The following is a 15,242-nucleotide window of genomic DNA, read 5'->3' on the forward strand; positions in this document are numbered from 1 at the left end:
CTTTTCCTATTTTGCTACTTTTACTATGGCATGTACAATTACACGATCATGCATTTTATATCCGTTCGATATAACTTGAACTACTTCATCTTTTTTGTAATCATTGGATTCAATTGCTTCATTGGCGTTATGAATTGTATGATCAAATTTATCTCCAGGCTTTACAGAAATAACTGTAATGCCGTTGTCACTAAATACTTGTTCTAATTGGTTAACAATCATATTGAAACCCATTAAATAATTTTTAACCTCATCACTTGTTGTAGGCATTTCCAAAACTTTTTTAAATAAATCTATTGGCTTAATAATTTCCTCAGCTAATTTAATGCCCCCATACTTACGAATGCTGATTTCTTCTTCTTTGTGTCTTCTTGCCATTGTTTGGATTTTAGCGATTGATTCTAAATTTTGTTCTTCTAATTTATTTTTAGTTAAAACTAATTCTTCAAGATATTTTTTTAAAACTTCATAAGGTTTAGTTTCTTTATGTTTTTGATTTTCTTTTGAATTTTCTTTCGGCTCATTGTTTGCATTATTTGTTTCTATAGGATTTTTTAAACCTTCTAAAATTTCTAAAATATTTTTCGGGATTAATTGATTATTTTCTTTACTCATACTAAGTTTCACCTCTTTCATTCACAAGTTCAAGCAATCATTGAACTAATTGATTTGCTTGATTGTAATCCATTCTTTTAGGACCAACTAAGGTAATAGATGTGGTGCTGCCATTTTTTTCAAATTCTGTACCCACAATTCCTATGTCCCCTGCATCAACGCTAATTTCTTCTCCGATTTTTGTACTAATTTTGTTAATTTGTTGATTTTGAGAATAACGAACATCATATCAATCGAATGGTGACATATGTTCCATTAAGTTGATTACACTTTTTATTTTTTCAGTGTCATTAAATTCTGGATTTTCTAACATATATTTCATTCCATACATTTCTCTTTTAACATCATTCGATTGTAAAATAGTTTGTAAAAATGTTTGTAAAATATATTCATAGTTTTTAACATTTGCTTCAAGTTCAGGTTTAATTAAATTCATTTTATTAGCAATGTTAGATATTTCTGTATCTATTAAAGAGTCAGAAAATAATTTAATTGAAATTGATAAATCGTTTAGCGATGTATTGTTTAAATTAAACACTTTTGTTTGAATACTTCCATTTGATAGCGCAAATATGACTGAAGCATTTTTATTCGATAAAGGAATTAAATCAATTTTTTTCAAAACCACACTATCATTAGCCCCTTTAGTAGAAATGATAGCGGTTAGTTTAGTCATTTCACTAATTATTGATGAAGCTTGATTTAAAACAACATCAATGTTTTCACTTCGCAAACTCTTTAATTTCTCTAATTGTTTTTTTAAATCAGTGTTGTCTGTTTTATTCATTAAAAAATCAACATAATAACGATAACCCTGTGTAGAAGGAACTCTTCCAGAAGATGTGTGTTGTTTTTCCAAAAAACCCTTTTCTTCTAACGCTGCTGATTCATTTCTAATGGTTGCAGAAGATATATCAACATTCAACAACTCCAAAATTCTTTTAGATCCTACAGGTTGAACTGTTTTAATAAATTCTTGAACAATAGCTTTTAATATGTGTTCTTGTCTCTCTGTTAACATTGTCAACCTTTCTAGTTAAGGGCTTTAGAATCTTCTAAAATAAAATTTCCATTGTCATCAACATTAATTACATATTTTTTATTTTCAATTAAATTTCCTGAAACTATTTCTTTAGCCAGTAAAGTTTCAACATTTTTTTCGATGTATCTTCTAATTGGTCTTGCTCCAAACTGTTTATCATATCCGTTATTTAGAATGTTATCTCTAGTTTTAGATGAAAAAGAAATCAAATAAGAATGAGTATTTTCAAGTCTAAATGCTAATTGTTCTAACATTCTATCAATAATTTCTGCAATAACCTTTTTTGATAAAGGATTGAATAAAACAATATTATCAATTCTATTTAAAAATTCAGGACGGAAATGTTTTTGCAATTCTTTTTGAATTAATTCCTTATTAATGTCTTCAGGTTTTTCTGCATTAATCATATATTCACTACCCAAGTTTGAAGTCATTATGATTATTGTGTTTTTAAAATCAATTGTTTTTCCTAATGAATCAGTTATTCTACCTTCATCCAAAACTTGTAATAAAACATTAAATACATCTGAATGCGCTTTTTCAATTTCATCAAATAAAATTATTGAATATGGATTTCTTCTAACAGCTTCTGTTAGCCTACCGCCTTCGTTATAACCAATATAACCAGGAGGAGCACCAATCAATTTAGAAACACTTTGTTTTTCCATAAATTCACTCATATCTAAGCGAATCATTTTTTTAGGAGAATTAAACATAACATCTGCTAACGATCTTGCAACTTCAGTTTTACCAACTCCGGTTGGACCTAAGAACAAGAATGAACCAATGGGTTTATCAGGATCTTTAATCCCTGCTCTGCTTCTTAAAATTGCCTCAGTAACTACTTGGATTGCTTCATCTTGCCCTTTGACATTTTCTTTTAATGAAGCTGATAAATGCATTAGTTTAGATTTTTCTGATGCTACTAATCGATCAACTGGAATCCCTGTTCACTTTCCTACAATTGTTGCAATTTCTTCTTCAGTAACTTCTTCGGTTAACATTGAATCTTTAATTTTAACTTCTGATTCAACCAATTGTTTTTCTAAAGCGGGTAATAATGAATATTGAATTTCTCCAGCTCTCTTGTAATTACCTTCGTTTTGAACAGTTTCTAATTCGATTTTCAATTGTTCAATTGTTGATTTTAATTTATTTATTTTTTCTAACTTGCTTTTTTCTTTTTCTCATTGTTCGTTTAAAGCCATTTGTTTTTCTTTTAGAGAAGCTAATTCAGTTTCGGCTTCAATTAGGCGATCTTGAGATTTTGAATCTTTTTCTTTTGAAAGCGCACTTCTTTCAATTTCTAATTGCATTATTCTACGATTTAAGTTATCTAAATCAGTTGGCACAGAAGCTAACTCAGTTTTAATTGTTGCCGAAGCTTCATCAACTAAGTCAATTGCTTTATCGGGCAAAAAACGATCAGCTATGTATCTATTAGATAAATCAGCTGCTGCAACTAAAGCATTATCATGAATCCTTACTCCATGATAATTTTCAAATCTTTCTTTTAAACCACGCAGAATAGATACAGTCTCATCGACAGTTGGTTCTGAAACCATGACTTTTTGAAAACGTCTTTCTAAAGCTGCATCTTTTTCGATATATTCACGATATTCGTTAAGAGTAGTTGCCCCAATTGATTTCAATTCTCCTCTTGCTAAAGCTGGTTTAAGTAGATTAGAGACATCCATTCCTCCGCCTCCACCTGTTTTACCGGCTCCAACAATTAAATGCAATTCATCCATGAATAAAATTATTTCACCGTTAGATTTCTTTATTTCATTGACAATCGCTTTTACACGAGCTTCATAATCTCCAAGATAAGATGCACCAGCCATTAACGATCCCATGTCTAATTCATAAATTTTTTTATTTTTTAAAACCGAAGGCACATCACCGCGCACAATTCTTTGGGCTAAACCTTCAACAACAGCAGTTTTTCCGACTCCTGGTTCACCAATTAGCACAGGATTGTTTTTTGTTTTGCGAGATAAAATTCTAATAACACGTAATATCTCTTCATCTCTTCCGATAATTGGATCAATTTTTCCGTCTCTTGCATCTTTAGTTAAATCTCTTGTATATTTTGATAAAGCATCATTGACATTTCCTTTTTCCTGAAATTCCATAGTAAATTTCCCTCCAATAATTAACTTTTTTTAAGTTCTTAATTATTTTAGCAAACTTATTAGCAAAGTCAATATAAGAGTGCTAATAAAAAAGAACCTCACGGCTCTTTTTTATTAAATGAAAGGAATAATTGGTTTATTACGGTTTTTTCTAATTATTATGTAAGGTACAACAATTACACAAAGTATTATGGCAAGAAATATGAAAAAAATTATCATTGATATTTTGTTTGTTCTTTTTCGAATATCTTTTACTTGATCAAAAGGAACGATTTCATAACCATAATAAGCATTAATATTTCCTTTGCGAGCTCTTGTTGTAACTAAAGCGATTAAATGGACAATCAATGTCGAACAAAGAATAGCTAAAGTAATTATTATTTCAGTTTTCATGCCTAAGCTAGTTGTTGCTTTAATTGCATAAAAAATCCCGATAACAATACCGCCTCAAACATAAATGTTGAAACATATTCAATTCATGTAAATTGGTCTTGCGATTAAAGCTTTATAATTTCTGATCATAAAGAAAGGTATCCCTTCATCACCCATTAAAATGTCGCCACGATATTTTTTAACAGATATTAAGACATGAGAATAATCAACTGAACCTAAAATCAAAAAAATTAAACCAATAAACATTAATATAAACATTGGCACAGGATTTGGTTGTCATTCATAAGGAATTTTTATTTTAGATCCATCAGCAGCTGGATCAATTGCATAAATAACGATAATAAAAAATAAAGCAACGCTAATCGCTAAAAAACCTAAAATCATTAACATAACAACTCTCAGTTTTTCGCTGCGAATTTCTTTTGCTATTTGCGAAGGAATCTGAGCATTATTCAATTCTTGTTTAGAAAAATTAGGTTTTAAAGGGCGATGATTTTGATAAAATTGACCGCCATTTAAATCGTTGGGATTTAAGTAGTCGTTATTTAAATCAACTTTTTTATATGGGTTAGATATTTTTGAATCATTAGCAAAAATGTTTTGACCATTAGATTGTACAGGAATGTTATTTTTATCTTTATTAAAAATACCCATTAATTAATCCCTTCCTTTCTACTTTTTACTATCGAAGATATCTCGTTATCGATATCCATTTTTCTTTTTTCTAGTTCTTTAATTTTTTTAATATCTTCGCTTTTAATGTTATTTTCTTTAAACTTATTTTTACGAAATAACAAATTTAAAAGATAAATAATCAAAGCTAATCCTGCGGCACCAATAAAAATATAAAGAATAATCTCTAAACGGATGGTAACACCAAAAATAATCAAATCTACTAAAAATGTGTTCAATATTAATCCCACCATTCTTTATATGATTTTACTAAAAAGTAATAAAAACAACCACTATAATGGTTGTTTTTATTTTTTCCTTTGATATTCTTTTGGTTGAATTGCAGAATTACGTTTATGTTCGCTTATTTTATGAAGATAATCGATTTTTTCAATCAAAAGATTACTTGATGGTTTGCCTAACAAGTAGTCATCAATTTCATCGTATGAAAAACCAATTTCTTGTTCATCAGTTTGGTTTTCTCAAAGTCCGGCAGTTGGTTTACGATTAATAATTGATTCAGGGACATTAAGAATTTTTGCTGCAGCTCTCACTTCACTTTTTAATAAATGAATTAAAGGAACAATATCCACACCTCCATCACCAAATTTTGTGAAATAACCAATATGTCATTCGTCCATATTATCTGTTCCTAAAACTAAATAATTTTGAGCTTGCCCTAAAGCATATAAAGTTGTCATTCTTAGGCGTGCTTTAGAATTGGCAAGACTTAATTTTGAAAGTTCTATATTTGTTTTTTCTAAATCACTTTTTAAGGTATTAAAAGTTAATGCTAATTCAACAGTTGTTGAATTTAAGTTATTTTGCGAAATTAATTCTTGAACACAATCCAAGTCTTCTTTACTTGAATTTATTGGCATTCAGACAGTTAAATAATTATTTGGAAAAGCCAATTTAGCCAAGTTTGCAACAACTGCTGAATCAATTCCTCCACTAATACCAACAATAACACCGTCTGCGTTAGCTTTTTGAACAGTCTCTCTTATAAAATTTACTAAATAATCTATATAACTTTTTAACTCCATATTAATCTAACCATTCTAATTCGTAATCGAAAATTTTAACTGTGTCACCTTTTTGAGCACCAGATTCTCTTAATAGATTATAGACACCTAGCTTTTTCATTTTTTCATTAAACAATAATAAGTTGTCTTGAGTATAAATTGGGGTTTTTTGATAAAGTTTAAAAATTGTTTCTCCAGCAATTTCTCATCTTCCATTACCTTTATTGATAACCTGTATGTCTTCTTGTTCTTCATCTAAAGTGTAAACTTTAACATCTGTTGCTACTTTTTCGCCCATTTCTCATAAAGGAATATATTTAGCAGTTTCCAACTCTTTAGAGATTGCCAGTAGTAACTCTTGAATGTTCTCTTTTTTTAACCCGGATACCCTGATTATATTTTTATCTTTAAAATATTTTTCGATGTTTTCATCTATAGCGTATAATTTAGCTTCATCTAAATCCATTTTATTTGCAACAATAATTTCTGGACGCTTATCTAAATTAAGATTATATTCAATTAATTCTTTTCGGATCATTTCATAATTTTTAATAATATCTTCTTGTCCATAATTTCCTGAAAAATCAATGACATGACAAATTACACGACATCTTTCAATATGCTTTAAAAATTGATGTCCTAAACCCTTACCTAAAGAAGCGCCTTCAATTAATCCTGGAAGATCTGCAACAACAAATGTTTTGCCATTAGGATCTTTTGCGACTCCTAACTGGGGATTTAAAGTTGTGAAGGCATAATCTGCAACTTCTGGTTTAGAATTTGAAATTGCTCTTAAAAGTGTTGATTTACCAGCATTGGGTAATCCTACGAATCCAACATCAGCTAGCACCTTTAATTCGGCAATAACTTCAAATTGTTCTCCTAATTCCCCTGCTTCAAAAATTGTAGGAGCTTTATTTCGTGAATTTGCAAAACGAGCATTACCCTTACCGCCTTTTCCACCTTTTGCAACAATAACTTCTTTATCACCAGAATCTAAGTCAGCAAGAATTTCTCCAGTTTTTTTGTCAATTAAAACTGTACCGACAGGAACTTTAACAATTTTGTCTTCTCCTGCTGCCCCATGCATGTTTTTGATTCCGCCTTTTTCGCCATCTTCACTAGCATAAATTTTTTGTAATTTTAAATCTAATAAAGAATGTTTCCCTTCATCAGCTTTAAAGATAACACTTCCACCATTACCTCCATCACCTCCGTTAGGTCCTCCATTATCAACATAAAGTTCATGTAAAAAAGAAACGGCTCCGTCACCACCTTTACCTGCTTTAATTATAAATTTAGCCGAATCTACAAATTTCATATTTTTCCTTTCATTATTCTTGAGAACTATTTCAACATTCCGAACAAATGAATGTTGGAATAAATTTTTCAGAATTATTATCTTCAAAATTTTGCCAATCTGTTATAGGTTTTTCAATTAATTTTTCAATTTCTTGGTCAGTAAGATTTCCATTTACATCATTTAAGAAGCTGCCAATTGGTTTTGGACTTCCTTTTAATACATAAATAATTTCAGCAGCGCCGCATAAAGAACACCCTATGCCAAAAGCATTTATCATGACATTTTTATAATCATTGAAAAAAATATAATTTTCAGAATTAAAATCTAAATTATTAATCATAAGTTTCTCCAAATTTTAAAAAATCTAATTCATTGAAAAAATTAATAGCTAAATCAAGATCAAATTTTATAACTTGTTGAAGATTTTCTAATTTAGCGTTATTACCATAAGCGATATTAGCTTTTGTAATCCCAGCAGCAATTAAAGAATTGATTTGCGAATCATTGATAAATTTTGGAAAAATTGCCAAAACATAAGTTGTTAAATATTCCAAACAAACATTAGCCAAGGAAGGGTTATCATTGCCGATTGTGTTTTCTGTTATGGTTTTAATACTTTCGATAATCTTCTCAAAATTATTGATTTTGATATCAATTGGATTAATTTTAAAATTTTTTCCAAATTTTTCAACATTAAATTGAAAATCTATATTTTGCTCACTCAACATCAGTAACATAAAAGTTTTATTTTCCGGAAATACATTTTCATTTGAAAGAAAATTCGAAATTTCTGGTATTAAATTTCTTGCATTCATATTTTCTAAAGATTTAATAACAAAGATTTGCATTCAAACATCAACAGGATTTAATAAAATGTTTTTTATATCTTCGACATCTAGTTTTGATTCAACTTTATTATTTAATTCTAGTTCTTTTGTAATTTTCTTTTTATTTAATTTTAAAAAATTTTCAAATTCTTGGGGAATGTATGGCATTTTTAATTCTTCGGAAATCAATTCTAAAGCTTCATAATTTTTATTTTCATCAATGAGAATTTCAATTTCTTTTTTAATTTTTTCGTAATACATTTAAACCTCCAAAATTCTTAATAAAAATAAAAATCATGCCCTGTGGCATGATGTCATTTTTAAAGTGGTGCCCACGAGAAGGCTCGAACTTCCGACCTCACGCTTAGAAGGCGCGTGCTCTATCCAACTGAGCTACATGGGCATGTTAATTTCCACATATAAAATATATCACAAAATCACCTAAAAGAAAATTTTATTTGGTCGACTTTTTAAAAATAATTAGTCTATACAACAAATAAAAAGATTCTTTAAATTTAGGATTTAACGGTTCCGTATTGTATTCTTTTTCGTAGGCTAAGATAATGTTTTTTAATTTTATTTTTAATTCTTCAAAAATTTCTTTTGTAAAAATATTTTTAGAATTTTCATAAGGCCCAAAACACAAAATATAATATTTAACAATTTCCGAAAATGAATAATCAAATTTATTAATTATTTCTGGGTTTAATGCAAGCATTAATGACAGATTTTTAAACATATTACAAAAAACATTGTTTTTGTCTTCGAAAATTTTAAGATCATTGAATTGTTCTTTTAAATCAAATTTACTAATAAATGGAATTTCAAAATCAGATCAAGAAATATTTGATTTATACCCACCTTGGTTTGATGGTTCAAAAAGTTTTAAGGTATCAACCAAAGCTAACTTATTGTTATCGATTAAAAAATCACTTATAATCGGGCAATCCTTATTTAAAGCACAAATTAATCTAATAAAAGAATTGCAAGCCATTAATGAATTTGAAAAATTAAATAATTGCTGATAATTAAATTCTTGATTTATTTCTGGTTTAAATTTTTTCAAATGTTTATATATAAAATCAGAATTAAAATCCTTATCTAAAAAAGGTAATAAAAATAATGACTTTTCATTTGATATTTTTGAAGTATTTATTGTTTTGACACCCAATAAAATTGGAGCATAATTGTAAAATAAATCTCAGGTTTCTAATTCTGATTCTTGGTTAACAAGTGAAGATATTTTTTCCTTTAAAAAGATTGAAGTAAATCTCGAAAGTTGGTAAACTAATTTAAAACGAACTTCTGTTTCCATTTCTTCTCAAATATCTTTTTTAAATTGCACTAAAAATTGATGAAAATCTTCATCATCTTGAATTAAAGATAAAAGGTTATTAATATGTTCTGTTTCTTTAAATGAAAGCTCACGTCCTGAAATAATTACTTTCATAATGTTTTCTTTTGTAAAAAAAGTTTTTATCCTTGTATACATTTTATCTAAATTGGTGATATCCATAATCAATAGTGTAATCAATAATGGATATATTTGTGAATTAGTTATATTACCCAAATCATCTTTGCAATTTATATCTCATTTGTTTTTAAAAGCCATTTGTAACAATAATAAAATTTTTGAATTATTTTGAAATGAATATTTTTCAACGTCTATGAATGAATACTCATTGATATAAGGGACGACAAGATTTTCAAAAATGTTACTTATTTTAGCAACATCCTCAGCATTTTGAACATCGAAAAAAATTTCTTTTTTTTGATAATGATAAACAATACATGATAATTCTTGATAATTTTTAATTAAATAAGATAGTATTTCTTGGACTGTTTCAGGTGAAATACTTTGAATTGTTTTACCCTTAAAAAGTTCAAATTGAAAAATTCCAAAAAAAGTAATTCTAAAAACATGATCAATACGTTTTTTATCTTCTAAAGATATTTTTTTATAGTTATCGTGATTTTTTTCTGTTAAAAAGCTTTCAATTTGTGTTCAAAAAATTGTATCTTGCTTATTTCACATAAATTACTCCTAATTTTCATTATATTAATTTTATAAATTCTTTTATCGTAGTTATAGCTCTTTGAGAATATGCTGCTTTTTTAATGATTTTGCCTTGACGTTTATCAATATTATTGATTTCATCTACAATTCCCCAATTTGCTTTCATTGGTTGGAAATCATTTGAATTAGCATTAATTATATAATGGACCAAGGCACCTGAAACTGTTTTTGACGAAGGAGTAATTAAGTCTAAGCCTTTTAAAAAACGATCAATATTTAAAGCAGCAATTATTCCTGTAACCGAAGATTCAACATAGCCTTCAACACCAGTTATTTGTCCTGCAAAGAAAACATTTTTGTTATTTTTTAATTGAAAACCCTCATTTAAAAGTTTAGGCGAATTAATAAAGTTATTTTTATGCATAACTCCATATCTAACAAATTCTGCATTCGCTAAACCTGGAATTAGTGAAAATACTCTTTTTTGTTCAAGTCATTTTAAATTAGTTTGAAATCCTACAATATTATATAAACTATCTTTGGCATCGTCTTGACGTAATTGAACTACTGCATAATTATTAGAACCATCAGGTTTTCTTAAACCTTGGGGTTTTAAAGGACCAAACAATAATGTTTTTTCTCCTCGTTTTGCCATACCTTCTACAGGCATACAACCTTCAAAATATTTAAAATCTTTATCAGCTTCTAAATGAGAAATTGCCAATTCAGCATTTACTAATTCATTATAAAAAAGTTTATATTCCTCTTTAGTCATTGGACAATTTATATAATCTTCAGTTTCGCCTTTTTCGTAACGATTTTTTCTATATGCAATATTCATATCTATAGATTCTTTGGTTACAATTGGTGCCACTGCATCAAAAAAATAAAAATCATCATCGCCAATTAATTTTGCTAATTCTTTTTGTAATTTTTCTGTAGTTAGTGGGCCTGAAGCAATTATGGTTGGAATTGAATAATCAATCTTTGTGACTTCTTGATTAAAAATGTAAACGTTTTCAAGAGATTGAATTTTACTTGTTACATAGCTACTAAATTTTTCTCTATCGACAGCTAATGATCCTCCTGCAGGAACTTGAGCAAATTCTGCAGCTTTAATTATTAACGAATTTAAAAGTCTCATTTCTTCTTTAAGAGTTCCTACTGCATTTAATAGATCATTGCTACGAAGAGAATTAGAGCAAACTAATTCAGCAAAATTATTCGATACTTGGACAGGATTTCTGTTAATCTTTTTTACTTCATATAAATTTACTTGGTAACCCTTTTTTGCTAAATAGTATGTTGCTTCACAGCCTGCTAATCCAGCTCCAATTATGTTTATTTTTTGCATCAATATCACAAACTTTCTATTTAACTTTTCCTGCTCTATACAAACGTTGAAAATGTCCTTCTTGATTTATCAATTCCTTAAAATTACCTTCTTGAATAATACCTTTATCCATACCTAAAACAATTATTTTATCAACGTTTTTAATCGTTGATAAACGGTGTGCAATAGTAATACTTGTTTTGCCTTTAATTAACTCATCTAATTGATCCTGAATTTCTTTTTCTACAATATTATCTAAAGCTGATGTTGCTTCATCCAAAATTATTAAATCCGGATTTTTTAAAAATACTCTGGCAATTACTAAACGTTGCTTTTGGCCACCAGATAATAAAAATCCTCTTTGCCCAAGAATTGTTTGATAGCCCTCAGGTAAAGACATTATAAAATCATGTAACTTTGCTTTTTTACATGCAGAAATAACTTGCTTTTCATTAGCGTCAAATTTTCCATATCTAACATTTTCAATAAAATTACCGAAAAATATTTGTGGATCTTGTTCTACATAACCAACTTTTCCTAAAAACGAAGGTAAATTCAATTTATTTAATGGATATTTACCATTTATTATTATTTCTCCAGATTGAGGTTCATAATAACGCAAAAGTAATCTTCCAATTGTAGACTTTCCTGAACCCGTTTCACCTACAAAAGCATAAGATTTACCCTTTTCAAATTTAAAATTTATGTTCGGTAAAATTATTTTATCTTTCTTTTTGGGATATGCAAAGTTAAGATTTTTAAATTCTATAGTGTCTATTTTTTTAATTTTAGGACCATCAATATTTGGTAAAATTGTTGGAACTGGATCAGTTAATTCTCCAATTCTATCTGCACAGTTAGCTGCTCTTGAAGCAGCTCTTAATGTTGGCACAATCATAATTACAGGTAAACCCATAAACGAAACCATTGGAAGAGCTAAAGGTAATGTTGAAAATATTTCAACTCCATTACCGTTTATTGCCGTTACTGCTGCAATGATTGTGATCAGGGTGGTCACAAAAGTTACTGTTGCAGATACTCAAACATTAAGAGAGGCACTTCATTTTACAACAGAATCTCCCTTTTTGTTATAAATATGAAGTTGATCTTCGGTTCTTTCTAATTCAAATTTTTCTGTTCCTGTTGATTTTATTAATGTAATATTCGAAATACGATCAGTCATATCTGTGTCAATCTCTCTTTTTACGTCAAACATTTCAATCATTTTTCTTCTAAATTTTACAAACAACAAAATTCCAATAAATATTACAATAACAATGTAAACGAAAGCTATTCAACCAATTGTAGAATAACCTTTAATAAAAAGAATTGAAGTTGCTGCTATAAACATCACAACACAATAAATAATATTAGTTAAAAACTGTTGAATTCCTAAAGCCAATCCTTGGGTATCACCAACTAATCTAGTTAAAATATTTCCTGAAACTTTGTCAAAAAAGAAATCAACGTCTTGATTAACAAGGGCTATTAAAATTTTATTTCTTTGTGAAATTTCGACACGTGCTGAAAAAATCCCAATAGAATAATCTGTCAAATATTCAGCTATTATCAAAAATCCAAAAATTACTAAACAGACATAAATTCAACTATATCAATGCATTGTTAGACCAAGAAAAATATTGGTGTTACTTTGTCCTATAGAACCAGAAACAAGAAGACTAGTTATATTTGATGCTGCTAAAGGCAACAATACCGCAATCAATGCGTTTATAGATGTTGTTAAAATTACACCAACAAATAAAAATGGATATTGTTTGCCTGTTTCTAAAACTATGCTTAAAAACTTACCCATTTTTCCTCAATGAAATGAATATTCACTGACAAATTCTTTTTTTTCTTTCATTTTAACCATAGTAATCCTCTTCCCTCTTAATTCATTTGACCTGCATCATATAGATTTTTAAAATGACCTTTAACTTCTTTTAATTCATCGTAAGTTCCTCTTTGAACAATACCTTTTCCTGGGGCCAAAACTAAAATTTCATCAACATTTTTAATTGTTGATAAACGGTGTGCAATTGAAACAGTAGTTCTATTTTTCATCAATTCGTTTAATTTTTCTTGAATTTCTTTTTCCACAATGTTATCCAAAGCTGAAGTAGCTTCATCCAAAATTAAAAGTTGTGGATCTTTTAAAAACATTCTGGCAATAACCATTCTTTGTTTTTGACCACCTGATAACATAAAGCCTCTTTCTCCTAAAATGGTTTGATAACCTTCAGGTCAAGTCATTATCAAATTGTGTAGTTCTGCTTTTTTACATGCCTCAATAACTTCTTCATCAGTCGCTTTGAAATTACCGTATCTAACATTATCTAAAACGTTACCTAACAAAATCGAGGGTTCTTGTTCTACATAACCAACATGTTCTAAATAAGAAGACAAGTAAACATCTTTTAAATCAATATTGTTGTTAATTAAAACTCTACCTTTTGAAGGATCATAAAATCTTAACAATAATTTAGAAATGGTTGATTTTCCTGCTCCGGTTGTACCAACAAAAGCATATGATTTACCTTCTTTAAAAGTGAAATCAAATTTTGGTAAAACAATTTTATTTGGCTTTTCAGGATATGAAAATTCTAAACCTTCGAATTTAATATCTCCTTTAATTTTATCGATATGAATACCTTCACCGGTTCTAAAATTATTATTCATTCTTTCTTTGCTAATCAATAATTCATTCATTCTTTTCGAAGCTGTAGAAGCTTGAACCATACCAACAATAACTCTTATTAATTGCATAATCGGTCCAGTCATTATTGAAACTGAAGAAATAAATGTAATTGTTAATGTGGCAAAATCAGGGTTGTTTTCTCCATAAATTAATGCCGAAGCAATAATTATAATTACTTGAACACATGTTATTCCAACAATTAAAATTGTTATTAAAACAGATTGAGCAATTGTCATTTTTTCAGTTTGTTTGAAATATTCTTTATGATTTTCAATAAAATTTTCAGATTCATAATCTTCTGTACCTGAAGATTTTATTAATTTAACAGTATTAATTCTATCCATAACATCACCATTAATTTTAGTAATAGTTTTACGAACTTTATACATTCTATTTTTTAACGGTAAAAAAGAAAAAGACATTAGCAATAAAATAATTAAGTAAATTGATATTGCAACTAATGTTAATTTTCAATCAACAGTAAAAGAAACAATCACTGTTGAAAACAAAGTAAAGATAGCTGTTAAAAAAGTTGCTGGCACAATTGCTGCTTGATCACCTAAAATTTGAGTATCAGAAATAACTTTTGTTAAAATTTCTCCAATTTTTTTATCTGAATAGTAAGACATGTCTTGGGCGATTAGTTTGTCCATGGCTCTACGTCTTAAATCTATTTCTATTTTTTTTCCTAACATTCCAGCAAAATATTGAGTTAATCAAGTAAATATAGCAATAAAAACAATTTGACATGCCATTATAACTATAATTATTTCTCAATTAATACCCCAAAAATCTAAAGAAGCTAACCCCGAAATTTTAAATTGAATTGCTAACATTAATTGTTGAGTTAACATTGGAGTTAATGCCGTTGAAACAGAAGCAATAATTACACATAAAAAAATTGTCAAAGTTGAACCTTTGTCTTGCTTCATATATCTAATACACACACTAATAAAAGAACCTGATTTTGCATTATCAAAATTAACCTCTTTATTTTTAATATCTGCTTCTTCTTCAAAAATTGTTTTTAAAGAAGTTTTGTTGTCGATATTGGGTGAGTTTTGCTTAGATAAAAGTACATTGTTTTCTTGTTTTTCCATTTTAAACCCCCTGTAAAGAAAAAATCATTTATATATATTTTAGCACCTAAACCACTTTAATAAAAAATAAAACCACATAAGT

Annotated in this window: 13 protein-coding genes and 1 tRNA gene; all 14 read right to left on the reverse strand. The window is 28.2% G+C overall.

Annotated elements, in window-relative coordinates:
• Positions 1-6: 6 nt before the first annotated feature.
• The 14 genes from ESOMN_RS02200 to ESOMN_RS02265 all read right to left on the reverse strand — a co-directional run bounded on the left by ESOMN_RS02200 (position 7) and on the right by ESOMN_RS02265 (position 15,160).
• On the reverse strand, positions 7-615 hold the full coding sequence (locus ESOMN_RS02200) for a nucleotide exchange factor GrpE (RefSeq protein WP_024863331.1): 609 nt from the start codon (positions 613-615) through the stop codon (positions 7-9).
• A 1-nt stretch (position 616) separates the two neighbouring features.
• Entirely contained in the window at positions 617-1,636 is a 1,020-nt protein-coding gene (gene hrcA, locus ESOMN_RS02205; protein WP_024863332.1) for a heat-inducible transcriptional repressor HrcA, read from the reverse strand.
• 11 nt (positions 1,637-1,647) lie between these two features.
• Entirely contained in the window at positions 1,648-3,792 is a 2,145-nt protein-coding gene (locus ESOMN_RS02210; protein WP_051445515.1) for an ATP-dependent Clp protease ATP-binding subunit, read from the reverse strand.
• A gap of 114 nt (positions 3,793-3,906) precedes the next feature.
• Entirely contained in the window at positions 3,907-4,839 is a 933-nt protein-coding gene (locus ESOMN_RS02215) for an MSC_0882 family membrane protein (protein WP_051445516.1), read from the reverse strand.
• Complete coding sequence (locus ESOMN_RS02220; RefSeq protein ID WP_157844492.1) at positions 4,839-5,096, reverse strand: TIGR04561 family membrane protein; 258 nt, start codon at positions 5,094-5,096, stop codon at positions 4,839-4,841. Before ESOMN_RS02220 ends, ESOMN_RS02215 begins: the two co-directional genes overlap by 1 nt.
• 69 nt (positions 5,097-5,165) lie before the next feature.
• Positions 5,166-5,903 carry an NAD(+) synthase gene (nadE, locus tag ESOMN_RS02225; protein ID WP_034942321.1) on the reverse strand — a complete coding sequence of 246 codons (738 nt, stop codon included), beginning with the start codon at positions 5,901-5,903 and terminating at the stop codon, positions 5,166-5,168.
• A gap of 1 nt (position 5,904) precedes the next feature.
• Complete coding sequence (gene obgE / locus ESOMN_RS02230; RefSeq protein WP_024863335.1) at positions 5,905-7,203, reverse strand: GTPase ObgE; 1,299 nt, start codon at positions 7,201-7,203, stop codon at positions 5,905-5,907.
• Between the two features lie 13 nt (positions 7,204-7,216).
• Entirely contained in the window at positions 7,217-7,525 is a 309-nt protein-coding gene (locus ESOMN_RS02235) for a hypothetical protein (RefSeq protein WP_034942324.1), read from the reverse strand.
• The gene (locus tag ESOMN_RS02240) at positions 7,518-8,273 is read right to left on the reverse strand and encodes a DUF3196 family protein (RefSeq protein ID WP_024863337.1); all 756 of its coding nucleotides are present in this window, start codon (positions 8,271-8,273) and stop codon (positions 7,518-7,520) included. The genes ESOMN_RS02235 and ESOMN_RS02240 overlap by 8 nt, the downstream gene beginning before the upstream one ends.
• 65 nt (positions 8,274-8,338) lie before the next feature.
• Positions 8,339-8,415 (reverse strand) — tRNA-Arg (locus ESOMN_RS02245).
• 51 nt (positions 8,416-8,466) lie between these two features.
• The gene (locus tag ESOMN_RS02250) at positions 8,467-10,047 is read right to left on the reverse strand and encodes a hypothetical protein (RefSeq protein ID WP_024863338.1); all 1,581 of its coding nucleotides are present in this window, start codon (positions 10,045-10,047) and stop codon (positions 8,467-8,469) included.
• Between the two features lie 19 nt (positions 10,048-10,066).
• Complete coding sequence (trmFO, locus tag ESOMN_RS02255) at positions 10,067-11,383, reverse strand: methylenetetrahydrofolate--tRNA-(uracil(54)-C(5))-methyltransferase (FADH(2)-oxidizing) TrmFO (RefSeq protein WP_034942327.1); 1,317 nt, start codon at positions 11,381-11,383, stop codon at positions 10,067-10,069.
• A gap of 16 nt (positions 11,384-11,399) precedes the next feature.
• Positions 11,400-13,235, reverse strand: a complete 1,836-nt coding sequence (locus tag ESOMN_RS02260) for an ABC transporter ATP-binding protein (protein WP_024863340.1) — start codon at positions 13,233-13,235, stop codon at positions 11,400-11,402.
• Between the two features lie 17 nt (positions 13,236-13,252).
• Positions 13,253-15,160 (reverse strand): ABC transporter ATP-binding protein, encoded by a 1,908-nt coding sequence (locus tag ESOMN_RS02265; protein ID WP_034942330.1) that lies wholly within the window; start codon positions 15,158-15,160, stop codon positions 13,253-13,255.
• Positions 15,161-15,242 lie beyond the last annotated feature (82 nt).

This window comes from Williamsoniiplasma somnilux, assembly GCF_002804005.1.
Classification (GTDB): domain Bacteria; phylum Bacillota_I; class Bacilli_A; order Mycoplasmatales; family Mycoplasmataceae; genus Williamsoniiplasma; species Williamsoniiplasma somnilux.